The sequence below is a fragment of the Massilia cellulosiltytica genome, assembly GCF_047325105.1.
Lineage (GTDB): Bacteria > Pseudomonadota > Gammaproteobacteria > Burkholderiales > Burkholderiaceae_D > Telluria > Telluria orientalis.
The window spans coordinates 922,401-946,371 of record NZ_CP168562.1; the positions used below are offsets into that span (position 1 = coordinate 922,401).

A 23,971-nucleotide genomic window follows, 5' to 3' on the forward strand; every position below is an offset into this window, starting at 1 on the left:
TGCTTGGTGAGTACGGGTAAATCAGGCCAGCAGCGAACGCTGTTCCAGGCGCTTGGCAATTTCGGAAACGAGCTGGCGCGCCAGTTCCAGCTTGGTCGCGCGCGGGAGCACCGTGTGGCCGGTTTCGTCGAACAGCACGATCGCATTCTCATCCTGCCCGAATGTCTGCGGGCCGATATTGCCCACGAGCAGAGGAATGCCTTTTTTCTCGCGTTTGACGGCGCCGTATTCGATCAGGTTTTCCGATTCGGCCGCGAAGCCGACGCAATACGGCCAGCCGTTCAGCGACGTGGTCGCGGCGACGGTCGCGAGGATGTCCGGGTTCTGCGCGAAGTGCAGCTGCGGGGCGTCGCCGCTGCCGTCCTTCTTGATCTTCTGGTCGCTGGCGTTGTCCACGCGCCAGTCGGCGACGGCCGCCACGCCCACGAAGATGTGCTGGCCGGAGACGGTGGCCATGACGGCGTCGAGCATCTGGCGCGCGCTCTGCACGTCGATGCGGCGCACGCCATGCGGCGTGGGCAGCGACGTCGGTCCGGAGACGAGCGTGACGTCCGCGCCGGCCTCGCGCGCGGCGCGCGCGATCGCATAGCCCATCTTCCCGGACGACAGGTTCGTGATGCCGCGTACGGGGTCGATCGCTTCATACGTCGGACCGGCCGTGATCAGCACGCGCTTGCCCGCCAGGAGCTTCGGCTGGAACGACGCGACGAGTTCTTCGAGCAGTTCGTCCGGTTCGAGCATGCGGCCCATGCCCGTCTCGCCGCAGGCCTGCGAGCCGGCGGCCGGGCCGAGGATGCAGACGCCGTCGTCGCGCAGCTGCGCGACGTTGCGCTGCGTGGGCGCCTTTTCCCACATCTCGACGTTCATCGCCGGCGCGACGAGCAGCGGCACATGGTGCGGGCGCGCGAGGCACAGGGTCGACAGCAGGTCGTCGGTGGCGCCGTGCGCGAGCTTGAACAGGAAGTCGGCCGAGCAGGGCGCGACGAGGATGGCGTCGGCATCGCGCGTGAGGTCGATGTGCGCCATGTTGTTGGGGATGCGGCCATCCCACTGGTCCGTGAAAACGCCGCGGCCGGACAGCGCCTGCATCGTCACGGTGCCGATGAAATGGGTGGCCGCTTCGGTCATCACGACCTGCACGTGCGCGCCCTGCCTGGTGAGGGCGCGGCACAGTTCCGCGGCCTTGTAGCAGGCCACGCCGCCGGACAGGCCGAGGACGATCTTCTTGCCCTTCAGGTCCATGCTCATGGTTCCTCCGTGCTCAGTGTTTGTTCACGCGGCGCAGCTCATCGATGATGAACAGGAAGGCGCCGATCGTGATCGCGGTGTCCGCGATGTTAAAGGCCGGGAAGTGGCCGACGCCGCGCCAGTAGAAGTCGAGGAAGTCGATCACGTGGCCGTAGGCGACGCGGTCGACGAGGTTGCCGAGGGCGCCGCCCATGATCAGCGCGAGGGCCCAGCAGAACATGCGCTGGCCCGCGTGCTTGCGCAGCAGGTAGATGATGAAGCCGACGGCCGCGATGGCGATGCCGGCGAACAGGTAGCGCTGCCAGCCGCCCTGGTCGGACAGGAAGCTGAACGCGGCACCCTTGTTATACGCGAGGACCAGGTTGAAGAAGCCGGTGATGGGCTTCTCTTCGCCGTGCATGAAGGTGCGCGTGATGGTGATCTTGCTGATCTGGTCGAGCAGGATGACGATGAAGGCGATGCCGAGCCACGGGGTCAGGCTGCCGCCCGAGCGCGACGAGACGGCGGAGAATGTTGGTTTTTTTTTGCTGGCCATGTCGATGGTCGTAAAGGTAAAACCCCGGGCACGCGGCCCGGGGCGCAGGTACGTCAGGCGAAGCGGCGCTGTTCCCCGCTGCCGAACAGGTTGCTCGTGCAGCGGCCGCACAGGCCCGGATGCGCGTGGTCATGGCCCACGTCGCGGCGGTAGTGCCAGCAGCGCTCGCACTTGGCGGCGTCGGACGGCGTCACGCTGACGGCTTCCTTCGCAGCGTCGGCGACCTGTTCGACGGTCGCCTGCGACGTGATGAACACGAACTTCAGGTCGTCGTCCAGGCTGGCCAGCGTCGCGTACTTGTCGCCTGCCGCCTTGAGCGCCAGTTCCGCCTGCAGCGACGAGCCGATCGCGCCGGATGCACGCACTTCTTCCAGCTGCTTGGTCACGTCGGCACGGACGGCGCGCAGCAGCGCGTACTTGTCCAGCAGCGCGGTGCCGTCCGCGATCGCCGGGAAGGTCCACAAGGTCTGGGTGAAGATGGTTTCGTCGCTGTCCTTGTAGGCCTGCTCGCCGGCGAACACGGCCCACGCTTCCTCCGCGGTGAACGACAGGATCGGCGCCATGATGCGCAGCAGCGCGTGCGCGATGTGCCACAGCGCCGTCTGCGCGGAGCGGCGCGCGTGCGAGTTCACGCCCGTCGTGTACAGGCGGTCCTTCAGGATGTCGAGGTAGAAGCCGCCCAGGTCCTCCGAGCAGAAGTTCTGCAGGCGCGCGACGACCGGGTGGAATTCGTAGCGTTCGAAATGCTTCGCCACGTCATCCTGCAGGCGCGCCGTCTCGGCCAGCGCGTAGCGGTCGATCTCGAGCAGCTCGGCCACTGGCACGGCGTTCTTGACCGGATCGAAGTCCGACGTGTTCGCGAGCAGGAAGCGCAGCGTGTTGCGGATGCGGCGATATGCCTCCGTCACGCGCTTCAGGATCTCTTCGGACAGCGCCAGTTCGCCCGTATAGTCGGTCGACGCGACCCACAGGCGCAGGATGTCGGCGCCCAGCGTGTCGCTGATCTTTTGCGGCGACAGCACGTTGCCGAGCGATTTCGACATCTTGCGGCCATGCTCATCCACGGTGAAGCCGTGCGTGAGCAGCGCCTTGTACGGGGGACGGCCATTCAGCATCGACGACGTCAGCAGCGACGAGTGGAACCAGCCGCGGTGCTGGTCCGAGCCTTCGAGGTACAGGTCGGCCGGGAAGTGCGACTGCACCGCGTGCGAGCCGCGCAGCACGGTCTGGTGCGTCGTGCCCGAGTCGAACCACACGTCCAGCGTGTCGCGGTTCTTTTCGTACAGCGCGGCTTCCTCGCCCAGCAGGTCGCGCGGGTCGAGCTTGTGCCAGGCATCGATGCCGCCCTGCTCGATCAGCTTGGCCACCTGCTCCAGCAGTTCCGGCGTGCGCGGATGCAGGTCGCCCGTCTCCTTGTGCAGGAAGAAGGCCATCGGGACGCCCCACTGGCGCTGGCGCGACAGGGTCCAGTCCGGACGGTTGGCGATCATGCCCTGCAGGCGCGCCTGGCCCCAGTCGGGGAAGAACTGCGTCTCGGCGATGCCGGCCAGCGCGGATTCGCGCAAGGTCGGGCCGCCGTCCTTCGGCTTGACGTCCATGCCGGCGAACCACTGGCTCGTCGCGCGGTAGACGATCGGGGTCTTGTGGCGCCAGCAGTGCATGTAGCTGTGGTCGAACATCTTCAGTTCGAACAGCGCGCCGGCTTCGGAGAGCGCATTGCAGATCGGCTTCGATGCTTCCCAGATCGTCATGCCGCCGAACAGCGGCAGCGTGCTCGCGAAGCGGCCGTCGCCCATCACGGGCTTCAGGATCTCGTCGTCCTTCATGCCGTGCGCCTTGCATGACTGGAAGTCTTCCAGGCCGTAGGCCGGTGCCGAGTGGACGACACCGGTGCCGCTGTCGGTCGTCACGTAGTCGGCCAGGTAGACGGGCGACGTGCGGTCGTAGAACGGATCGGCCGCGTGCAGCGGGTGCTTGAAGCGGAGGCCACCCAGCTTGTCGCCGGTCGTCGTGGCGACGATCTCGCCTTCCAGTTTATAGCGCTGCAGGACGCTTTCGGCCAGGTCTTTCGCGACGATCAGCAGGACCGGTGCGCCGTTGCGGTCAGCCTTGACGAGTGCGTACGTCACTTCCGGATGCACGTTCAGCGCCTGGTTCGACGGGATCGTCCACGGGGTCGTGGTCCAGATCACGATGAAGCCGTCGCCCGCGGGCAGCGCGTCCAGGCCGAACGCCTGCGCGACCTTGTCCGGTTCCGCGAACGGGAAGCCGACGTCGATCGCGGGGTCGCGCTTGTCCTGGTATTCCACTTCCGCCTCGGCCAGCGCCGAGCCGCAGTCGAAGCACCAGTTCACGGGCTTCAGGCCGCGGTACACATAACCCTTGTCGAGCATCGTGCCGAGGGCGCGCAGTTCGTCGGCCTCGTTACTGAAGTTCATCGTCAGGTACGGGTTGTCCCACTCGCCCAGCACGCCCAGGCGGATGAAGCCGGCGCGCTGGCGGTCGACCTGCTCGAGCGCATAGGCGCGTGCCTTTTGCAGCACCTCGGCCGTCGGCAGGTTCTTGCCGAACTGTTTTTCGATCTGGATCTCGATCGGCATGCCATGGCAGTCCCAGCCCGGCACGTACGGCGCGTCGAAGCCGGCGATGGTGCGCGATTTGACGACCATGTCCTTGAGGATCTTGTTGACGGAGTGGCCCAGGTGGATGTCGCCATTCGCGTACGGCGGACCGTCGTGCAGGACGAATCGAGGACGGCCGGCGGCCGCCTTGCGGACGCGTTCGTAGATCTTCTTGTCCTGCCATTGCTTGACCCAGCCCGGCTCGCGCTTGGCGAGGTCGCCGCGCATCGGGAAGGGGGTGTCGGTCATGTTGACCGGGTATTTGCTCTCCGGCTTCTTGTTGCCTTGTTGGCCTTTCTGGCCTTGCTTGGTATCGGACATGGTGATTTCTAAAGTGGACTGCTGTTATTCGTGATGACGGGACGGCCGCTGTTACGCCGTCCTTGGGGTCGTCGGGACTGCAAAAGTCCCGGTCAAATTCGGTCGGTGGCCGTGAGGGCGCCGGCGCGCTGGGCGAACCAGGCGCGTGCCTGCTGGGCGTCGCGCTCGATGGCGACCGTCAGTGTGGGGAGGTCGACGTATTTTTCTTCGTCGCGCAGCTTGGTGAGGAATTCCACACGCACGAGCTTGCCGTAGCAGGGCTGGTTCCAGTCGAAGACATGGACTTCCAGCAGCATGCGGCCCGCGTCCTCGACGGTCGGACGCACGCCGAGGCTGGCGACGGCCGGCAGCGGCTGGTCGGCCAGGCCGTGCACCTGCACGACGAAGATGCCGGCCAGGGCAGGGCGGTGGGCGACGCGCAGGTTCAAGGTGGGGAAGCCCAAGGTGCGGCCCAGTTTCTGGCCGTGGATCACGTGGCCGGACATCGAATACGGGTGGCCCAGCAGGGCGCGCGTGGCGCCGAAATCGGCGGCCGCGAGCGCGGCGCGCACGGCGGAGGAGGAGATCCGGGTCGAGTCGTGCAGCACGGCCGGCAGGCTGTGCACTTCGAAGCCGTAGCGTTTGCCGGCTTCGGCCAGCAAGGCGACGTTGCCGGCGCGGCGGGCGCCGTAGCAAAAGTCGTCGCCGACCATCAGCCATTTCACGTGCAGGCCGTCGACCAGCACGCGCTGCGTGAATTCGTCCGGCGACATCGAGGCGAAGTGCTCGTTGAAGTGTTCGACGATGACGCGGTCGACGCCGGCGTGTTCCAGCGATTCCAGCTTGTCGCGCAAGTTGGCGATGCGGGCCGGCGCCTTCGACAGATCGCCGCTGCGCTGCGCAAAATATTCGCGGGGATGGGGCTCGAACGTCATCACGGCGGCTTCCAGGCCGAGCTTGCGGGCGCTCGCGGTCACGTGAGCCAACAGCGCCTGGTGCCCGCGGTGGACACCGTCGAAGTTGCCGATCGTGAGCGCGCAGGGCGCGCGTGCCCTGTCGTTGGGAAGTCCGCGAAATACCTTCATTGGATGGTTCGTGCTTCTAGGCGAAATACCAGATTATACGGCAAAGGGCATGTTGCACAGCGCAACGCCTTTGCCGCGACGGATGAGCTAGCGTTGCCCCCCAATAAAAAAAGCGCAGCCTGCATGACGCAGACTGCGCTTTTTGTCCAGCCCGGGGCAGGGAGATCAGCCGGAGATCGGCTTGTTGATCGCCATGATGAAGTAACGGGCCACTTCCGCCGTGCCATCGGTACCGCGGACGGCTTTGAGCGTGCTGATGGCTTGCGACTTCTTGCCGGCGACGGCATAGGCTTCGCCCAGGTGCAGCTTGACGTCTTCCGGATGCTTCAGGTCCTTGGCTTTCGACGCTTCTTCCAGCATCTTCAGGCCCTTGTCGGCCTGGCCGGACTGGACCAGGGCGTAACCCAGCGATGCCAGGCCGTCGTTGTCGCCGTCCTTGATCAGCTGCGCTTCGGTGGCGGCCAGGGTCTTGTTCTGGTCGGCCAGGGTCTTCTCGGCCAGGTCCTTCAGGCGCTGGTGACGTGCGGCGTCCGGGCCGGTGCCCAGTGCGCCTGCCTTGTAGCCTTTGTCGATGACCTTCAGGGCTTCAGCCGGTGCGCCGGCCTGCAGCACGAGCTGGGCCATTTCCATGTACTCGCTCGGCTTCTTCAGCAGGCCGTTGGCCAGCTTCAGGCGGTAGATGTCCACCGAGAGGCGGCCCGAGAAACCCGGCTTGGTCTGCACGCGGTTCAGCAGGTCGGTCCAGTACTGGGCCTTCGGATAGTTGGCAGCCAGTTTCTCGATGGTGTTGACGTAGCCGGCCTTGTCGTTCTTCTTGAGCTGGATGTTGGCCAGCATGCCCAGCTGGTCTTCGCTCAGGCGGCCGCTCTTCTCGGCCGTGCGCAGTTCATTCTCCAGTGCCTGGATGTTGCCCTGCTTGTAATAGTTCTGCATCAGGTAGGCGCGCAGCTTCGGATCGTCGCGCTCCTTCAGCTGGCGTTCGATGGCGGCGTTGGCCTTGCCCAGGTCGCCCGCGCGCATGTAGATGCCGATCAGGCCTTCCGAGAACTGGGCTTTTTCGGTCGCGTTCAGCTTGCCGGAACCGATCAGGTATTCGAAGGACTTGGCGGCCGTGTCGTAATCGCCGGCGGCCGAAGCTGCACCGGCACGGGTGCGTTCGATCAGGTAGGTTTCGTTGGCCGACTTGCCGCCGACCTTGTCGAGGTCGCGCAGCTTGGCCAGGGCTTCCTTGTTTTTGCCCGACTTCATCAGCTGCGCGGCTTCCTGCAGCGGTTTGCCGATTTCGGGACGGAGGACCTCCGCGGCGTAGACCGGGGCCAGGCCGACCACCGGAGCGGCGGCGGTGAATCCGAGGGCGGCCACTACGAGGCCGAGGTGTGCGAGGCGGAATTTAGCCATTATCGAAATTCTCTCATTCAAAATAGACACGGCAGGGAAACCCTGCCGTGTTCATTATAGCCAAAGCGATTACTGGAACTGTTCGTTACCGACCATACCGATCTTGGTGACACCAAGACGCTGGGCCGATGCCATCACACCGGCGACAACCTTGTACTCGACCAGCTTGTTCGGACGCAGGTGCACTTCCGGCTGATCAGCTTGGGCTGCCACATTGGCCAGCTTCGCTTCCAGGGTGGCACGATCCGGGACGGGCTGGTTGTCCCAGAGGACGGTACCGTCGAAGTCCACGTCGATCGTGATCACTACCGGTTCCTTGGTCGGCGGCGGCGGGTTGCCAACCGGCATGTTCAAGTTAACCGAATGGTTTTGCTTTGGAATGGTGATGATCATCATGATGATCAGCACCAGCATGACGTCGATCAGCGGCGTCATGTTCATTTCCATCATCGGTTCCGGATCTGCTCCTTTAGCTCCGGACGAACCAACGTTCATACCCATGGTGTTTCCTTTCAAATCTTGGGAAACCAGCGTGACAGCGGTCGAAGCCGCTATCACGCTGGCGGGTTGCGTCCTGGTGGATCAGCCCTTATCAGGCGGTTCGGTGATGAAACCGACCTTCTGAATCCCGGCACGCTGGGCCGTGTACAGCACCTTGCCGATGAATTCGTAGCGCGTTTGCTGGTCGCCACGAATCTTCACTTCCGGCTGGGGCACTTTCACCGATTCCTTGGCCAGGAAATCGAACAGTTCGTCGGTGTTGGCCAGGTGCTTCTGGTTCCAGTACATCTCGCCATCTTTGTTGACGACGATGTTCACGTCTTCCGGCGTGGTTTTGACAACCTGGTTGGTCTCGATCGGCAGGTTAATCTTCTGCAGGTGGAGGACAACCGGGCTGGTGATCAGGAAGATGATCAGGAGAACCAGCATCACGTCCACGAGGGGCGTGGTGTTGATCTCTGACATCACTGCATCTTCATCTCCGCTATCGGAGCCAACACTCATGCTCATGGTTTAGCCAACCTTTTTAGCAGCGGCGCCCTGTGCACGTGCGGCTTCCGAGGTGTGCATTGCGCCCGAGATCAGGACCGAGTGCACGTCTGCGCTGAACGAACGGACATCTTCCATTGCGGTCTTGTTGCGACGGACCAGCCAGTTGTAGCCCAGAACGGCCGGAACTGCAACGAACAGACCGAATGCGGTCATGATCAGTGCTTCACCCACCGGACCTGCCACTTTGTCGATCGACGCGTTACCGGTCATACCGATGTTGGTCAGTGCGTTGTAGATACCCCAGACGGTACCGAACAGACCGATGAACGGCGAGGTCGAGCCGACGGTTGCCAGGAACGACAGGCCATCCTGCAGGCGCGACTGGACTTTGTCCACGGCGCGCTGGATCTGCATGGTCACCCAGGTCGACAGGTCGATCTGCTCGAGCAGGGCGCCGTCGTGGTGCTGGGTTGCCTTGGTGCCGGTTTCAGCGATGAAGCGGAACGGCGAGCCTTCGGTCAGTTGAGCCGAGCCGGCAGCGATCGACGGTGCTTTCCAGAACTTCTGGTTGGTTTCCTTCGACTGCTTGAAGATCTTCATCTGGTCCAGCAGCTTGGTGACGATGATGTACCAGGAACCCATCGACATGATGGCCAGGATGATCAGGGTCATACGCGAGACGACGCCGCCTTCCCACACAGCCTGGATACCGAACGGGTTCTCGACTTCTTCTTTCTTGGCTTCGCCGCCAGCTGCCGGAGCCGCTGCCGGTGCCGAAGCGGCAGCGTCGGCTGCCGGTGCTGCTGCGTCAGCCGCCGGTGCCGCTGCCGGTGCGCTCGCTGCTGCCGAGGCCGGAGCGTCGGCGAAGGCCGGAGCGGACACCAGTGCCGATGCCGCAGTGACCGAGAACAGGAGAGCCGCTACGGTAGCGGACAAACGGGTATTCTTAAACATGCTTCCTCCAAAAATTTAAAATGAACAGTTCGCTGAACTAATAACAACGAAAATCATGCTTTTGAGACGATACGCTGTCTCTGGTTATTCCAGCGTCCAGACGTACTGAACCGGCTGCCAGGACTCGATGGCCTGGCCGTTCTCAGTTGCCGGCTTGAACCGGCACTTGCCCAGTGCCACCTGAGCAGCCTTATCCAGGTCGCGGAAGCCGCTGGACTTCGTGACCTTGGAATCCTTCACACCACCGTCCGAACCAATCAGGAACGAGATGGTCGATACACCCGTTTCTTCGTTACGCAGCGACGACTTCGGATATTCCGGCTTCGAGCACGTATTGAAGTCTGCGACTGCCGGGGTGCGGGCCGGGCCGGCCGGCTTGGCTACCGGTGCCGGCGTCGGAGGCGCCGGCGGTGCCTTCACGATCTCATTCGTCGCCGGTTTTGCCTGCGTCGTGTTAGCGATCACATTCTGCTGCGGCGGCGGGGTTTGCACTTGCACTTCCACCGGCGGGATGAACGGCGGAGGCGGCGCCTTCATTTCCGGCGGCGGCGGCGGGGGCGGCGTCTCCGGAGGTGGCGGCGGTTTTACGTCTTCAATGATCTTGGTCTCCACTGCCTCGGCCATCTTGCTGACCATCCGTTTGCCGAGACCGGTGACGATCCCGTAAGCAACGACCAGGTGCAAGACGATGACAACGGCGATACCAGTCAAATTCTTCCCGGGGTTCTTCTCATGCGAAAAATTCATCCTGCTTTCTCCAATACCAACCTTTTTTTGTTGCTACTAAACCCACAAAACACGACAAAAAGCTAAGAGCCGCATCCGGGACATCGGCGAATTATACCTACGAATTCTTTTTTGCACATACATTTTTACACCCTCAAAGAGCGCCTATTTGTCTGTAAAAACAGGCAAAGAAAGTGATCAATAAAGAACGGTCGTGGGTATGCCGATGGAGGTGGAAGTTAGTTGTTTTGCAATGTCGAGCGGACCCCTTTCATAATGTGTGGAAGATAAGGCTGCTGCCCCCAAAACACCGAATTTTCCATGTCTATTTTGCAGCTCAGCAAATATCATAAGAAAGAATCATGGCGTTTCTGCCAACTATATCGAAGTTCCAAGTGAGAGGGCGTACTGTTGAAGCGGTTTTGACCCTGAATAAAAGGGGCCAGTCATAACAAGTCCTTATGTCGATACAGGCACTTGATATGGCTCATTTACCACGTCAGATGTTAGTTGAACTACATCACAAGGGGAAGATGGTGTCAACAGGATGGAAGAAAAAATGCCCGCGCCGAGTAGCGCGGGCCGGAAGGTCAGTAACGCGCGCGCTTCTCGCGACGGCACTCCAGGCTGCTCACGACACGCCCGGATGGGTCAACGGTCTCGAGGCGCACATCGAAGCCCCACAGCCGTGCGACGTGCTTCAGGACCTCATGCGCCTGCTGGTTCAGGGGGCGGCGCTGGAACTGGGTATGACGCAGCGTGAGCGCGCGGTCGTCCCGGGTGTTGACTTGCCAGACCTGGATGTTCGGCTCGCGGTTACCGATATTATATTGATCGGCAAGCTGCTGGCGGACGTAGCGGTATCCGGCCTCGTCGTGGATGGCCGAAATCGTCAGCTTGTCGCTGCGGTCGTCGTCCAGCACGGCGAAGAAGTGGAATTCCCGGATCAGCTTGGGCGACAGGTACTGGGCGATGAAGCTCTCGTCCTTGAAATTGCGCATCGCAAAGTCGAGCGTCTTGAGCCAGTCGCTGCCCGCGATGTCCGGGAACCAGGCCTTGTCCTCGTCCGTCGGCTCTTCGCAGATGCGCTTGATGTCCGTCATCATCGCAAACCCGAGGGCATACGGATTAATGCCATTGTAATAGGGGCTCGTGGCCGGCGGCTGGTAGACGACGTTCGTATGGCTCTGCAGGAATTCCAGCATGAACCCGTCGCCGACGATCCCTTCTTTATAGAGCTCCTGCAGGATCGTGTAGTGCCAGAAGGTCGCCCAGCCTTCGTTCATGACCTGGGTCTGGCGCTGCGGATAGAAATACTGCGAGATCTTGCGCGTGATCCGTACGAGTTCGCGCTGCCAGGGTTCGAGCAGCGGGGCGTACTTCTCGATAAAGTAGAGCAGGTTTTCCTCCGGCTCGGGCGGGAAGCGCGGCGGCGGCTGGTCCTTGATCTGTTCCTCGCGCCGCGGCAAGGTGCGCCACAGCTCGTTGACCTGCGACTGCATGTATTCCTCGCGCTCTTTCTGGCGCGCCGCTTCCTGTGCGACCGACAGCTTGGCCGGCCGTTTGTACCGGTCCACGCCATAGTTCTGGATCGCGTGGCAGGAATCGAGCAATTCCTCGACGGCGTCGATGCCATGCCGCTGTTCGCACTCGGCAATATAGTTCTTCGCAAAGACCATGTAATCGACGATGGCGTCGGCATCGGTCCAGGTCCGGAACAGGTAATTGCCTTTAAAGAACGAATTGTGGCCGTAGGCCGCGTGCGCGATCACGAGCGCCTGCATCGTCAGGCTGTTTTCCTCCATCAGATAGGCGATGCAGGGATTCGAGTTGATGACGATTTCGTATGCGAGGCCCATCTGACCCCGTTTGTAACTCTTTTCCGTCGTCAGGAAATGCTTGCCGAACGACCAGTGGTTGTACGAGACGGGCATGCCGACGGACGTGTACGCGTCCATCATCTGTTCGGCCGTGATGATCTCGAGCTGGTTGGGATAGGTGTCCAGGCCGAACTTCCTGGCCACCCGGCGGATTTCCTCGTGCGCCTGTTCGATCAGGTCGAACGTCCATTCCGACTGTTCGGGCAGGGCGCGCGGGTTGTTGGGATCTCTTGGCATAGCGGGCCTCGCTACTTGGGCTGCTTCTTGAACAATTCGCGGAACACCGGATAGATGTCCGCCGGCGTCACGATCTTCTGCATGGCGAAGTTCTGGTGATCGGCCGCCACCTCGGCGTACTGCTCCCACAGGTTCTGGGGCGGGCCGTCGGTGATCTCGACATACGTGTAGTACTGGACCATGGGCATGATCGCGTTGGTCAGGATCTGCTTGCACAGCACGGAGTCGTTGTCCCAGTTGTCGCCGTCCGAGGCCTGGGCCACGTAGCTGTTCCAGTCGCCGTTGCTGTAGCGTTCGGTGATGACCTTGTTCAGCAGGTGCAGCGCCGACGACACGACCGTGCCGCCCGATTCGCGCGAGTGGAAGAACTCGTTTTCGTCGACCTCGGCCGCCGCCGTGTGGTGGCGGATGAAGACGACGTCGATGTGTTCGTAGACCCGCTTGAGGAACAGGTACAGCAGGATGAAGAAGCGCTTGGCGGTGTCCTTGCGGCTTTCATCCATCGATCCGGACACGTCCATGATGCAGAACATGACGGCTGCCGTGGACGGCTTCGGGATCTTGATGCGGTTGCTGTAGCGCAGGTCGATCGGGTCGATGAACGGGATCGCCAGCAGGCGCGTGTGCAGGTGGTGGATCTTGTGCTTCAGTTCGATCACCTGCGGGTCGTCTTCTTCCACACCCTGTTCGCGCAGGTCGCGCAACTGGTGCTCGAGGGCGGTCAGCTGCTTGCGGGAGGGGCCGCCCACGGCGATGCGCCGGCCGAGCGCGCCGCGCAGGGAGCGCAGCACGTGGATGTTCGACGGTGTGCCGGAAATATTGTAGCCGGCGCGCTGGTTCTTGTATTCGACGACCTGGGTCAGCTGCGTCTTGACCATGTTCGGCAGCTCGAGGTCTTCGAAGAAGTAATTCATGAATTCTTCGCGGGACAGCTCGAAGATGAAATCGTCTTCGGTCGTCTGTTCGCTGTTGCCCGCACGGCCGCGTCCGGCGCCGCCGCCACCGCCGCGGGGACGGTTGATCGTGTCGCCTTTCTGGTATTCCGTGTTGCCGGGGTTGACGGTCTCCCACACGCCGCCATGGGCGTGTCCGAAATGCGGCTCGCTCACGTCCTTGACGGGAATCGAGACCTTCTCGCCATTCTCTACGTCGGTGATCGAGCGACCCTTGATCGCCCGGCCCACCGCATCCTTGATTTGCGCCTTATAGCGGCGCAAGAAGCGTTCGCGGTTGACCGCAGACTTGTTCTTGCCCTGCAAGCGTCGGTCGATGAGGTAAGTCAAAACAGGCCTCCTGCTGAAAGTCGCGGCGGGCCGGATTCCTTCCCGGTCCTTACATAATATAACGCGCCGCGTCGTCACGTGGTTGGCGTCGCGGATTCCGGTGACCGGCTGCGTGCCGGTCGACCGGTCCTGCCCGGCGGGCGCTCCACCGCCCGCCCCACGCTCCTGGTTTTGCGATGGCCTTTACGAGGACTTCCTTACACGAAGGTACCACTCGCACAGCAGGCGGACCTGCTTCGGCGTATAGCCTTTTTCGACCATACGGGCCACGAAGTCGGCATGCTTGGTGGCATCTTCCGCGCTGGCTTTCGCGTTGAACGAAATCACCGGGAGCAGTTCCTCGGTATTCGAGAACATTTTCTTCTCGATCACGGTGCGGAACTTCTCATAGCTGGTCCACGCAGGATTCTTGCCGCCGTTCGTCGCCCGCGCGCGCAGCGCGAAGTTGACGATCTCGTTGCGGAAATCCTTCGGGTTCGAAATGCCGGCCGGTTTCTCGATCTTCTCGAGCTCGGCGTTCAACGTTTCGCGGTCGAAGCTTTCGCCCGTGTCCGGATCGCGGAATTCCTGGTCCTGGATCCAGAAGTCCGCGAACGTGACGTAGCGGTCGAAGATGTTCTGGCCATACTCGGAATAGCTTTCCAGGTAGGCCGTCTGGATCTCCTTGCCGATGAAGTCGACGTAGCGGTTCGCCAGGTGTTCCTTGATGTACGACATATAGCGCTGCTCGGTCTCGCCCGGGAACTGCTCGCGCTCGATCTGCTGTTCCAGCACGTACAGCAGGTGCACGGGATTCGCCGCCACTTCGGTGTTGTCGAAGTTGAAGACCTTGGACAGGATCTTGAACGCGAAGCGGGTCGACAGGCCGTTCATGCCTTCGTCCACGCCGGCATAGTCGACGTATTCGTGCAGCGACTTCGCCTTCGGATCGGTGTCCTTCAGGTTCTCGCCGTCGTACACCAGCATCTTCGAATAGACGCTCGAGTTTTCGGGATCCTTCAGGCGCGACAGGATCGCGAACTGGGCCATCATGCGCAAGGTGCCCGGGGCGCAGGGGGCCTTGTCGAGCGAGGAATTGCGCAGCAGCTTGTCGTAGATCTTGACCTCGTCCGACACGCGCAGGCAGTACGGCACCTTGACGATATAGATACGGTCGAGGAATGCCTCGTTGTTGCGGTTGTTGCGGAAGGTCTTCCACTCGGATTCGTTCGAGTGCGCCAGGATGATGCCTTCGAACGGGATCGCGCCGAAGCCCTCGGTGCCCTTGTAGTTGCCTTCCTGCGTGGCCGTCAGCAGCGGGTGCAGGACCTTGATGGGCGCCTTGAACATCTCGACGAATTCCATCAGGCCCTGGTTCGCCAGGCACAGGCCGCCGGAGTAGCTGTAGGCGTCCGGATCGTCCTGGGCATAGTCTTCCAGCTTGCGGATGTCGACCTTGCCGACCAGCGAGGAAATATCCTGGTTGTTTTCGTCGCCCGGTTCCGTCTTCGAGATCGCGATCTGCTTCAGGATGGACGGATAGCGTTTGACAACGCGGAACTTGCTGATGTCGCCGCCGTATTCATGCAGCCGCTTGACTGCCCACGGGCTCGGCACGGCACGCAGGAAGCGGCGCGGGATGCCGTAGTCCTCTTCGAGGATGGCGCCGTCCTCGTCCTCGTTGAACAGGCCGAGCGGCGATTCGTTCACCGGCGAGCCTTTCAGCGCGAAGAACGGCACCTGTTCCATCAGGTGCTTGAGTTTTTCCGCGATCGACGATTTACCGCCACCGACCGGTCCCAGCAGATAAAGAATCTGCTTGCGCTCTTCCAGGCCCTGGGCCGCATGGCGGAAATAGGAAACGACCTGTTCGATCACTTCCTCCATGCCGTAGAACTCGCGGAATGCGGGATATACCTTGATGACCTTGTTGGCGAAGATGCGCGACAGGCGCGGGTCGAGGCGGGTGTCGACCAGGGTGGGTTCGCCGATTGCGGCCAGCATGCGCTCGGGAGCGCTGGCGTAAGTCAGGGGATCTTTTTTGCAAAGCTGAAGGTACTCAGACAGGGAGTATTCCTCTTCCCGGGTACGCTCATAGCGGGCTGCGTAGTTATCAAAAATGGTCATGTGAATGTCCTCTAATGTGCTAACACTGATCACGTCTGGCGGCTGACTGAGATTGCCGCCCAAGCCCCGGCCTTGGCAGGTGTTCTTGTTGGGGTCGCCGTCTGGATTTGGAGGTCAGAAGATCTGACACAAAACGAAGGGCGATGTTCTTGTTCTCATCCGGTTTAACCGGGGCCTCGTGGAACCCGCCTTTGTGGATCCAGGCGGGTGGCGAGGTCCCTCGCCGGTTTGTTAGCGCCCGCTGAGAGCGTCTTCTTACGCTTATGAAATTTATTATCTGCCTATTAGTTCTCGAAGTCAAAACAGTGTCGTGCACGTGTATCCGGCCTTTCCAAGTCCTTGTAACGAATAAGGAAATAACCTTTTTTAAGATCATTGCGAACCACGCCTTTACGCCTTTTTTGGTATTTCGGACATGGTTTCCAACCAAGACTTTTGATCCCGTCAGCCACGATCATGTTTATTAATCGTTAAGTAAATAGTGCACCATCTTGCTAAGCAGTGGCGCACGCGTATCGTGTACGGACATATCAGGAATTCTTCAGTGAAATGAGAGGCTTGCATCGATGCGCTACACTGGCTGCCTGATTCCATTCCACCGATTCAACGCGGAGATCCCATGCTGAACGAACAGCTGCGCCATATGTTGCAGGCGATGCCGAAAGCAGAATTGCACATCCACATCGAAGGCTCGCTCGAGCCCGAGCTGATTTTTGAGCTCGCGCAAAGAAATGGTGTGTCTCTCCCGTATGCATCGGTTGAAGCGTTGCGTCAAGCGTACGCTTTCACCGATCTACAGTCGTTCCTGGATATATATTACGCAGGCGCAAGTGTTCTGCTGACTGAGCAGGACTTTTATGACATGACGATGGCGTACCTGCAGCGGGCTGCAGCAGACAACGTCCGCCATGCGGAGATCTTCTTCGACCCGCAGACCCACACGGCGCGCGGCGTGCCGTTCCGGACCGTGGTCGACGGCATCTGGCGCGCCTGCCAGGACGGGCCGATCAGCGCCACCCTGATCATGTGTTTCCTGCGCCACCTGTCCGAGGAAGAAGCCATTGCCACGCTGGAAGAAGCGCTGCCGTTCCGCGACAAGATCATCGGCGTGGGCCTCGACTCGTCCGAGGTCGGGCACCCACCGGAAAAATTCGCGCGCGTGTTCGAGCGCGCCCGCAACCTCGGCCTGCACCTCGTTGCGCACGCGGGCGAGGAAGGGCCGCCGGCCTACATCGAGAGCGCGCTCGACGTGCTCAACGTGGAGCGCATCGACCACGGCGTGCGCTGCCTCGAAGATGCCGACCTGACGGCGCGCCTCGTGCGCGAACAGATGGCGCTGACCGTGTGTCCGCTGTCGAACATCAAGCTGCGCGTCTTTGATGTGATGGGCGACAGCAACCTGCGCCGCCTGCTCGACGAAGGCCTCGCCGCCACCGTGAATTCCGACGATCCGGCCTATTTCGGCGGCTACGTCAACGACAACTACCTGGCCGCGTTCGACGCGCTGCCGCTCGACGTGAATCACGCGCGCCAACTGGCGAGGAACAGCTTCGCCGCCGCCTTCCTCGAGCCCGAGCGCAAGCGCGCCTGGCTGGCAGAAGTCGACGCCTTCTTCGACGCCGCACGGGCCGCGTAACCGCCATGCTGATCCAATCCCTGCGCATGACCGCGCGCGACTGGCGTGCCGGCGAACTGCGGTTCCTGCTGGTGGCGCTGGTGGTCGCCGTGTCGGCGCTGGCGGCCGTCGGCTTCTTCGTCGACCGCATGCGCTCCGGCCTGAACCGCGACGCGCGCCAGCTGCTGGGCGCCGACCTGCTCGTCAATGCCGACCAGCCGCTGCGCCAGGACTGGCGGGACGAGGCGGCGCGGCGCGGCCTGCTGCTGGCCGACACGGTGACGTTCCCCAGCATGGCGCAGGCCGGGCAGGGCGACGCGTCGCAGGCACTGCTGGCGTCCGTGAAGGCCGTGTCGACGACCTATCCGCTGCGCGGCGCCATGCGCGTGACGACGAGCACGCTCGATGCGAGCGAAGCCCTCGGCGACATCACGCACGACACGCCCGCGCCGGGCACGGTGTGGGTCGACGTCAACCTGCTGCCGCCGCTGCGGATCAAGGTCGGCTCGACGATCCAGCTCGGCGACAAGCCTTTCAGGGTCGCGCGCCTGATCGCGTCGGAGCCGGACCGCGGCGCCTCGTTCGCCAACTTCGCGCCGCGCGTGATGCTGGCGCTGTCCGACCTGAAAGCGACTGGCCTCGTCGACAACTATGCGCGCGTCACGTACCGCATGCAGGTGGCGGCGAAGTCGCCCAACGACCAGGCCGCGATCGCCGGCTACGAGCGCTGGCTGCGCGGCCGGATCGCGGCCGACAACGTGCGCGGCGTGCGCATCGAGACGCTGGAAAACGGCCGCCCCGAGATGCGCTCGACGATCGACCGCGCCGAGCGCTTCCTGTCGCTCGTCGGTTTGCTGTCCGCGATGCTGGCCGCGGTGGCCGTCGCCATGGCCGCGCGCCGCTTCATGCAGCGCCACCTCGACGCCTGCGCGATGCTGCGCTGCCTCGGCATGACGCAGAACGAGGTCGGCGCGCTGTTCCTCATCGAGTTCGTCATCGTCGGCCTCGCGGGCAGCGTGCTCGGGGTGCTGGTCGGCTTCGGCGCCCACTTCGTGCTGCTCGAGATGGTGAAAGGGTTGATTTCCACCGATCTGCCGCCCGTGTCGCTGCTGCCCGCGCTGCAGGGCATCGCCACCGGCATGCTGCTGCTCGTGGGCTTCGCGCTGCCGCCCGTGCTCCAGCTGCGCAACGTGCCGCACAACCGCGTGATCCGGCGCGAGCAGGCGGCACCGAAGCCGCTCGCGCTGGTCACGTACGGCTTCGGCGCGGCCGTCTTCGTCGGGCTGCTGCTGTGGCAGGCCGGCGACCTGCAGCTCGCGCTGCTCACGGCCGGCGGCTTCGTCGGCGCGTTCGCCCTGTTCGCGCTCGTCGGCTGGCTCGCGCTGCTGTCCCTGCGCCGCCTGCGCGGCGCGTTCCGCCACCAGGCGTGGCGCTTCGCCATCACGTCGCTGCAGCGGCGGCCCGGCGCGACGGTCGTGCAGATCGTGTCGCTGTCGCTGGGCCTGATGGCGCTGCTCGTGCTGACCGTCGTGCGCGGCGACCTGATGGCCGCGTGGCGCACGGCGACGCCGCCCGATGCACCGAACCGCTTCATCATCAACATCCAGCCCGACCAGCGCGACGGCGTCGCCCGCACGATCCGCGCGGCCGGCGTGCCCGAGCCGACCTTGTATCCGATGATCCGCGGCCGGCTCGTCGCGGTGAACGGCAACGCGGTGACCGCGACGACGTACACGGACGAGCGGGCGAAAGGCCTCGCGGAGCGCGAATTCAACCTGTCCTCGACGGCGGACCTGCCGGCCACGAACGAGATCGTGGCGGGCCGCTGGTACCGCGACGCGCCGGGCGTGGCCGAGGCCTCGGTCGAGCAGGGCCTCGCGAACACGCTGCGCCTGAAACTGGGCGACACGATGCGCTTCGACATGGGCGGCCAGATCGTCGACGCGCAGATCACGAGCCTGCGCAAGCTGGAATGGGGATCGATGCGGGCGAACTTCTTCGTCATCATCAACCCGGCCGCGATGAAGGATGCGCCGACGACGTACATGACCGCGTTCCACCTGGCCGCGCGCGGCATCGGCCTGGCCAACACGCTGACGCGCGCGTGGCCGAATCTCACCGTCATCGACGTCAGCGGCATCATCCGGCAGGTGCAGGAAGTGCTGGACCAGGTCGTCGTGGCGGTGGAATTCCTGTTCATGTTCACGCTCGCGTCGGGCGTGCTGGTGCTGTACGCGGCGCTGATGGGATCCCAGGCGGAGCGCACGCGCGAAGCGGGCCTGCTGCGCGCGCTGGGCGCCACGCGCGGCCAGCTGGCGCAGGCGCAGCGCATCGAGTTCATGCTGGTCGGCGGCCTGTCCGGGTTGCTGGCGGCATCGGGCGCGGCGGCGCTGGGCTGGGCGTTGGCCAGGTACCAGTTCAAGTTCCCGTGGACGTTCGATCCGACCGTGTGGGCCGCGGGACTGGTCGTGGGCGCCGTGTGCGCGCTCGTCGGCGGCTGGCTCGGCCTGCGCAATGTGTTGCGGCAGCCACCGTTGCAGACACTCAGGGAGGCTTGACGTTCCAGTGGTGCGTGCGTTGCGCTATCATGGACGGATGTCCGATACCAACGCACCCCAAGAGTCCCAGGACGCGCAGGAAGAGACGCGCAGCCTCTACGAAATCATCGGCGGCGAAAGCCGCCTGCGCGAACTGGTCGACCGTTTCTACGACCTGATGCAACTGGAGCCGGATTTCGCCGGCATCCACGCGATGCACCCCGTCCCCAACGACAGCTCGCGCGAGAAGCTGTTCATGTTCCTGTCCGGCTGGATGGGCGGGCCGAACCTCTTCATCGAACGCCACGGCCATCCGATGCTGCGCGCGCGCCACCTGCCGTTCGCCATCGGCACGTCCGAGCGCGACCAGTGGCTGCGCTGCATGGCGATGGCGCTGGAAGATCTCGGCTACGACTACGAGTTGCGCCTCGCGCTGATGCAATCGTTTTATCAGACGGCCGACTGGATGCGGAACCGTCCGCATTAATATGCCTACGCTTGAATTCATCGTGCTCGCGCTGGCGCTGCTGGCCGTGCTCGGCCTGCAGCTCGTCCTGCTGACCCGGGCGCGCCGCGGCGGCGACGAGCGCCACGCCTTCGAACGCCTGGAGCGCGAGCTGCGCCAGGAATTGCAGACCAGCGCCCAGTCCACGCGCCAGGAACTGGCCGCGCATCTCGCGCAGAACCAGGCCGCCACCGTGCAGCAGCTGGACAGCATGCGCCAGCAGATCCAGTTGAATTCGCAGGGCGGCCGCGAGGAACAGGCGCGCGCGCTCAAGCGCTTTTCCGACACCATCAACGGCGCGCTCGCGAACCTGACCGAATCGAACGCGCAGCGCATGCTGGAGATCCGCGCGACGCTCGAGGCCAAGATCCGCGACCTGCAGGACGATAACGCCAAGCGCCTGGAGGAGATGCGCCAGACCGTCGACGAAAAGCTGCACGCGACGCTGGAGACGCGCCTGACGGAATCGTTCCGCCAGGTGTCCGACCGGCTGGAAAAAGTGCACCAGGGCCTGGGCGAGATGCAGCAGCTGGCCATCGGCGTGGGCGACCTGAAACGCGTGCTCGTCAACGTGAAGACGCGCGGCACGTGGGGCGAGGTGCAGCTGGAGATGCTGCTCGAGCAGGTCCTCACCGTCGACCAGTACGCCAAGAACGTCGAGACCGTGCGCGGTTCGAACGCGCGCGTGGAATTCGCGATCAAGCTGCCGGGCTCAATCGACGGCGGTCCTCCGTTGTGGCTGCCGATCGACGCCAAGTTCCCGAAAGAGCAGTACGAACGCCTGCTGGAAGCGGCCGAGCAGGGCGATGCCGACGGCGTCGCGCGCGCGGGCGCGGAACTGGAACGCGCCGTGCGCGGCGAAGCGAAGACCATCTGCGAAAAATACGTGGCCCCGCCGGCGACGACGGATTTCGCCATCCTGTTCCTGCCGACCGAGGGCCTGTACGCCGAAGTGATGCGCCGCCCGGGCCTGGCCGACGACCTGCAGCGCACCTTGCGCGTGACGATCGCGGGGCCGTCGACGTTGGCGGCGCTGCTCAACAGCCTCCAAATGGGCTTCCGCACGCTGGCGCTGGAAAAACGCTCGTCGGAAGTGTGGCAGGTGCTGGGCGCCGTGAAGACGGAATTCGGCAAGTTCGGCGACGTGCTGGCGCAGACCAAGCTGACCCTGGAACGCGCCGCGAAGAACATCGAAAGCGCCGAAGTGCGCAGCCGCCAGATGGCGCGCAAGCTCAAGTCCGTGGAGGCGTTGCCGAGCGAGGCGGCGCAGCTGATGCTGGGGCCGTCGAACGTCGACGCCGACGATTGATTGAACGGTGCCGTCGGGTGAGTGATCGATGCCGGGGGCATCGATCACGTGCCAACGTGCGTCTTCGATCGGCCTCCCGCGCCGGCGAAGGTCCGCGCCGCAGGATCGGGCTTCTTCAAGGCCCGATCGATTCATCGAGCCCATTGACAAAGCCAACGTCGGCCGCCTCGCAGTCAACCTGACTGCAAAATTTTTGCTGTTAATCAAATTATTATTCGTTATTCATATGCTCAATCGGGCGCCATACTGTTGGCTTCTTGACCTGGTTACTTGCACAATGAATAGAACTGCAGACGCCTATCTTTCTTCTTCCATCGCGGCAAACCGTCATTCCTTCTTTTACCCCCGTGCGAAGTCTCTTCTTGCGAAGGCCAATGTGCGCCTCGACGGCAGCGCGCCATGGGACATGCGGATTCATCGTTCCGACGTCTTCAAGCGCGCTTTTTTGCGCGGTAACCTGGGGTTGGGCGAAGCATACATGGACGGCGATTGGGATGCCGAACAGCTCGACGAATTTTTTTGCCGCCTGCTGGCGGCGCGCGTGGAAGACGACGTTAATCCGGTCGGCCTGACGCTCAACCGTGTTGTCGCCGGCCTGTTCAATCGGCAGACATTGCGCCGCGCCTGGCAGGTAGGCGAAGTTCATTATGACCTGGGCAACGACTTCTACGCTGCCATGCTGGACCCGCGCATGACGTACACCTGCGGCTACTGGAAGGACGCGCTCAGTCTGGCCGACGCCCAGGAAGCGAAACTGGAACTCGTCTGCAGGAAGCTGCAACTGGAACCGGGCATGCGGGTCCTCGATATTGGCTGCGGCTGGGGCAGCTTCATGCGCTACGCGACCGAACGTTACAAGGTGGAATGCGTCGGCGTGACGATCTCGGCGGAACAGGCGAACTATGCACGGGAGCGCTACCCCGACGCCAAACTCGACTTCAGACTGCAGGATTACCGCACGGTGAACGAGCGCTTCGACCGCATCGTCAGTATCGGGATGTTCGAGCACGTGGGACACAAGAACTACCGTACCTACATGGAGGTGGCACACCGGTGCCTGAACGACGGGGGCCTGTTCCTGCTTCACACGATAGGCCGCAACCACCGTCACGGTATCTCGGATCCGTGGGTCGACAAGTATATCTTCCCGAACGGCGAACTGCCGTCGCTGGGACACATCAGCGATGCCATCGAAGGCCTCTTCATCGCCGAGGACGTGCATAACTTCGGCGCCGACTACGACAGGACGCTGATGGCCTGGCATGAGAACTTCGAAACGGCATGGCCGCGTTTCGCCGACCGGCTGGGCCAGCGGTTCTATCGGATGTGGCGTTATTACCTGCTATCGTGCGCTGGCGCATTCCGCGCGCGCGACCTGCAGCTCTGGCAATGGGTGTTGTCGAAGGAAGGCGTGCCCGGCGGCTATTCGCGTGTCAGCTGACGCCTCGCGCCGCACTTGCCAACCCGCCCGCGATAGATCATGATTTTGCCAAGATTGACTCATTTTTTTTACAACTTTCTGCCTTCCTCCAACCAGATCAGTGCGCGCGAACGCCTGCGCAGCTGTCTCGGCGCCCTGATCGGCATCCTGATCACCGGCGCCGTCACCAGCCTGGCGTTGGGGCATTCATCGTCCGATTTGCCACTGCTCGTGGCGCCCATGGGCGCCTCCGCGGTCCTGCTCTTCGGCATGCCTGCCAGTCCACTGGCCCAGCCCTGGTCGCTGGTCGGCGGGAACCTGATCGCGGCGCTGTTGGGCGTGACATGCGCGCGCTGGATCGACATGCCTCTGGCGGCGTCCGCGCTGGCCGTGGGACTCTCGATCGCCCTGATGTTTCCCCTGCGCTGCTTTCACCCGCCATCCGGTGCGGTCGCGCTGACGGCCGTGTTGGGCGGCCCGGCGATCCACGCCCTCGGTTACCGGTTCGCGGTGCTGCCGATCGGCCTGAACTCCCTGGTCCTGCTTGCAAGCGCGATCGTCTACCACCGCATGACCGGGCATCGTTATCCGCACCGGGCACGGGCCAGGCGCGCGCCGACGAACGACGAGAAGGCGCCGTTTACACGCGCAGACCTCGAAGCGGTGCTCATGGCGCGCAACGAAATGCTGGACATCGATGTCGGCGACCTCGAGGCGGTCCTCGGCGACGTCGAAGTGCGGGCTTATCGCCGCCGGATGGACAAACTCGACTGCGCGCGTGTCATGACGACCGGCGTCCTGGCCGTGGCGCCGACCGTCAGCGTCTGCAGCGCATGGGCGATACTCGTGCACCACAAGATCAAGGCGCTGCCGGTGCTCGACGACGAGCGCTCGGTGGTGGGCATCGTCACGCAAATGGACTTCATACGCCACGGAGCGCTTCCGCCTTTCATGAACAACACCGACGCCCGGCAGGTCGGCGACATCATGAGCGTCCCCGTCAAGACGGTGCGCGCGTCCCAGCTGGTGGCCGACCTCGTTCCAATGTTCGCCAGTTTCGGGCACCATCACCTTCCCGTCATCGATGCCGCCGGCAAGTTCGCCGGCATGATCACGCAGGCCAACCTGGTCAGGGGCCTGCACAAGCAACCAATAAGCGATGTCGATCCGCCTCGCCCTGCCGCGCCGATTGCGACGCCGGTCGAACATCTAGCGTAGA

Annotated in this window: 18 protein-coding genes; 6 read left to right on the forward strand and 12 right to left on the reverse strand. The window is 63.1% G+C overall.

From position 1 onward, the window contains the following. Nucleotides 1-21: 21 nt before the first annotated feature. The 12 genes from coaBC to ACEN9H_RS04160 form a co-directional block, all read right to left on the reverse strand. A complete protein-coding gene (gene coaBC, locus ACEN9H_RS04105) occupies nt 22-1,242 on the reverse strand; it encodes a bifunctional phosphopantothenoylcysteine decarboxylase/phosphopantothenate--cysteine ligase CoaBC (RefSeq protein WP_413675550.1) in 1,221 nt (406 codons plus the stop codon). A 19-nt stretch (nt 1,243-1,261) separates the two neighbouring features. After that, nucleotides 1,262-1,783, reverse strand: coding sequence for a signal peptidase II (gene lspA / locus ACEN9H_RS04110; RefSeq protein WP_056136144.1), 522 nt, complete (start codon nt 1,781-1,783; stop codon nt 1,262-1,264). Nucleotides 1,784-1,836: 53 nt separating this feature from the next. Then, on the reverse strand, nt 1,837-4,725 hold the full coding sequence (gene ileS, locus ACEN9H_RS04115) for an isoleucine--tRNA ligase (protein ID WP_413673868.1): 2,889 nt from the start codon (nt 4,723-4,725) through the stop codon (nt 1,837-1,839). Between the two features lie 92 nt (nt 4,726-4,817). After that, nucleotides 4,818-5,789, reverse strand: coding sequence for a bifunctional riboflavin kinase/FAD synthetase (locus ACEN9H_RS04120; RefSeq protein ID WP_056136147.1), 972 nt, complete (start codon nt 5,787-5,789; stop codon nt 4,818-4,820). Nucleotides 5,790-5,954: 165 nt separating this feature from the next. Further along, nucleotides 5,955-7,187 carry a tetratricopeptide repeat protein gene (locus tag ACEN9H_RS04125; RefSeq protein WP_413673869.1) on the reverse strand — a complete coding sequence of 411 codons (1,233 nt, stop codon included), beginning with the start codon at nt 7,185-7,187 and terminating at the stop codon, nt 5,955-5,957. 69 nt (nt 7,188-7,256) lie between these two features. Beyond that, nucleotides 7,257-7,688 (reverse strand): ExbD/TolR family protein, encoded by a 432-nt coding sequence (locus ACEN9H_RS04130; RefSeq protein ID WP_200948779.1) that lies wholly within the window; start codon nt 7,686-7,688, stop codon nt 7,257-7,259. Nucleotides 7,689-7,769: 81 nt separating this feature from the next. Next, nucleotides 7,770-8,198 carry an ExbD/TolR family protein gene (locus tag ACEN9H_RS04135; RefSeq protein ID WP_056136151.1) on the reverse strand — a complete coding sequence of 143 codons (429 nt, stop codon included), beginning with the start codon at nt 8,196-8,198 and terminating at the stop codon, nt 7,770-7,772. A gap of 3 nt (nt 8,199-8,201) precedes the next feature. Further along, entirely contained in the window at nt 8,202-9,134 is a 933-nt protein-coding gene (locus ACEN9H_RS04140) for a MotA/TolQ/ExbB proton channel family protein (protein WP_200948780.1), read from the reverse strand. An 84-nt stretch (nt 9,135-9,218) separates the two neighbouring features. Beyond that, the gene (locus ACEN9H_RS04145; protein ID WP_056136155.1) at nt 9,219-9,881 is read right to left on the reverse strand and encodes an energy transducer TonB; all 663 of its coding nucleotides are present in this window, start codon (nt 9,879-9,881) and stop codon (nt 9,219-9,221) included. 569 nt (nt 9,882-10,450) lie between these two features. After that, nucleotides 10,451-11,977 carry a SpoVR family protein gene (locus ACEN9H_RS04150; protein ID WP_025511494.1) on the reverse strand — a complete coding sequence of 509 codons (1,527 nt, stop codon included), beginning with the start codon at nt 11,975-11,977 and terminating at the stop codon, nt 10,451-10,453. 11 nt (nt 11,978-11,988) lie between these two features. Further along, the gene (locus ACEN9H_RS04155) at nt 11,989-13,260 is read right to left on the reverse strand and encodes a YeaH/YhbH family protein (protein WP_056136156.1); all 1,272 of its coding nucleotides are present in this window, start codon (nt 13,258-13,260) and stop codon (nt 11,989-11,991) included. 183 nt (nt 13,261-13,443) lie between these two features. Further along, on the reverse strand, nt 13,444-15,366 hold the full coding sequence (locus ACEN9H_RS04160) for a PrkA family serine protein kinase (protein WP_056136158.1): 1,923 nt from the start codon (nt 15,364-15,366) through the stop codon (nt 13,444-13,446). Between the two features lie 619 nt (nt 15,367-15,985). On the opposite strand from ACEN9H_RS04160, the gene ACEN9H_RS04165 reads away from it, so the two are divergent. The 6 genes from ACEN9H_RS04165 (at nt 15,986) to ACEN9H_RS04190 (ending at nt 23,970) form a co-directional block, all read left to right on the forward strand. Beyond that, nucleotides 15,986-17,002 (forward strand): adenosine deaminase, encoded by a 1,017-nt coding sequence (locus ACEN9H_RS04165; protein ID WP_413673870.1) that lies wholly within the window; start codon nt 15,986-15,988, stop codon nt 17,000-17,002. Nucleotides 17,003-17,007: 5 nt separating this feature from the next. Beyond that, nucleotides 17,008-19,539, forward strand: coding sequence for an ABC transporter permease (locus ACEN9H_RS04170; protein WP_413673871.1), 2,532 nt, complete (start codon nt 17,008-17,010; stop codon nt 19,537-19,539). A gap of 37 nt (nt 19,540-19,576) precedes the next feature. After that, nucleotides 19,577-20,005: a group II truncated hemoglobin gene (locus tag ACEN9H_RS04175; RefSeq protein WP_056136165.1), complete on the forward strand. Its 429-nt coding sequence runs from the start codon at nt 19,577-19,579 to the stop codon at nt 20,003-20,005. Between the two features lies 1 nt (nt 20,006). Continuing rightward, nucleotides 20,007-21,332, forward strand: a complete 1,326-nt coding sequence (locus tag ACEN9H_RS04180; RefSeq protein WP_413673872.1) for a DNA recombination protein RmuC — start codon at nt 20,007-20,009, stop codon at nt 21,330-21,332. Nucleotides 21,333-21,609: 277 nt separating this feature from the next. After that, the gene (cfa, locus tag ACEN9H_RS04185; RefSeq protein ID WP_160410143.1) at nt 21,610-22,773 is read left to right on the forward strand and encodes a cyclopropane fatty acyl phospholipid synthase; all 1,164 of its coding nucleotides are present in this window, start codon (nt 21,610-21,612) and stop codon (nt 22,771-22,773) included. Nucleotides 22,774-22,812: 39 nt separating this feature from the next. After that, nucleotides 22,813-23,970: an HPP family protein gene (locus ACEN9H_RS04190; RefSeq protein WP_160410144.1), complete on the forward strand. Its 1,158-nt coding sequence runs from the start codon at nt 22,813-22,815 to the stop codon at nt 23,968-23,970. The last annotated feature ends 1 nt before the right edge of the window (nt 23,971 follow it).

Bases quoted from the DNA above. Each gene is read 5' to 3' on its own strand.
- ACEN9H_RS04125 (WP_413673869.1), bottom strand. From the start codon at position 7,187: ATGGCTAAATTCCGCCTCGCACACCTCGGCCTCGTAGTGGCCGCCCTC.
- ACEN9H_RS04160 (WP_056136158.1), bottom strand. From the start codon at position 15,366: ATGACCATTTTTGATAACTACGCAGCCCGCTATGAGCGTACCCGGGAA.
- cfa (WP_160410143.1), top strand. From the start codon at position 21,610: ATGAATAGAACTGCAGACGCCTATCTTTCTTCTTCCATCGCGGCAAAC.
- lspA (WP_056136144.1), bottom strand. From the start codon at position 1,783: ATGGCCAGCAAAAAAAAACCAACATTCTCCGCCGTCTCGTCGCGCTCG.
- ACEN9H_RS04170 (WP_413673871.1), top strand. From the start codon at position 17,008: ATGCTGATCCAATCCCTGCGCATGACCGCGCGCGACTGGCGTGCCGGC.
- ACEN9H_RS04130 (WP_200948779.1), bottom strand. From the start codon at position 7,688: ATGGGTATGAACGTTGGTTCGTCCGGAGCTAAAGGAGCAGATCCGGAA.
- ACEN9H_RS04150 (WP_025511494.1), bottom strand. From the start codon at position 11,977: ATGCCAAGAGATCCCAACAACCCGCGCGCCCTGCCCGAACAGTCGGAA.
- ACEN9H_RS04145 (WP_056136155.1), bottom strand. From the start codon at position 9,881: ATGAATTTTTCGCATGAGAAGAACCCCGGGAAGAATTTGACTGGTATC.
- ACEN9H_RS04165 (WP_413673870.1), top strand. From the start codon at position 15,986: ATGCTGAACGAACAGCTGCGCCATATGTTGCAGGCGATGCCGAAAGCA.
- ACEN9H_RS04120 (WP_056136147.1), bottom strand. From the start codon at position 5,789: ATGAAGGTATTTCGCGGACTTCCCAACGACAGGGCACGCGCGCCCTGC.
- coaBC (WP_413675550.1), bottom strand. From the start codon at position 1,242: ATGGACCTGAAGGGCAAGAAGATCGTCCTCGGCCTGTCCGGCGGCGTG.
- ACEN9H_RS04135 (WP_056136151.1), bottom strand. From the start codon at position 8,198: ATGAGCATGAGTGTTGGCTCCGATAGCGGAGATGAAGATGCAGTGATG.
- ileS (WP_413673868.1), bottom strand. From the start codon at position 4,725: ATGTCCGATACCAAGCAAGGCCAGAAAGGCCAACAAGGCAACAAGAAG.
- ACEN9H_RS04175 (WP_056136165.1), top strand. From the start codon at position 19,577: ATGTCCGATACCAACGCACCCCAAGAGTCCCAGGACGCGCAGGAAGAG.
- ACEN9H_RS04190 (WP_160410144.1), top strand. From the start codon at position 22,813: ATGATTTTGCCAAGATTGACTCATTTTTTTTACAACTTTCTGCCTTCC.
- ACEN9H_RS04180 (WP_413673872.1), top strand. From the start codon at position 20,007: ATGCCTACGCTTGAATTCATCGTGCTCGCGCTGGCGCTGCTGGCCGTG.
- ACEN9H_RS04140 (WP_200948780.1), bottom strand. From the start codon at position 9,134: ATGTTTAAGAATACCCGTTTGTCCGCTACCGTAGCGGCTCTCCTGTTC.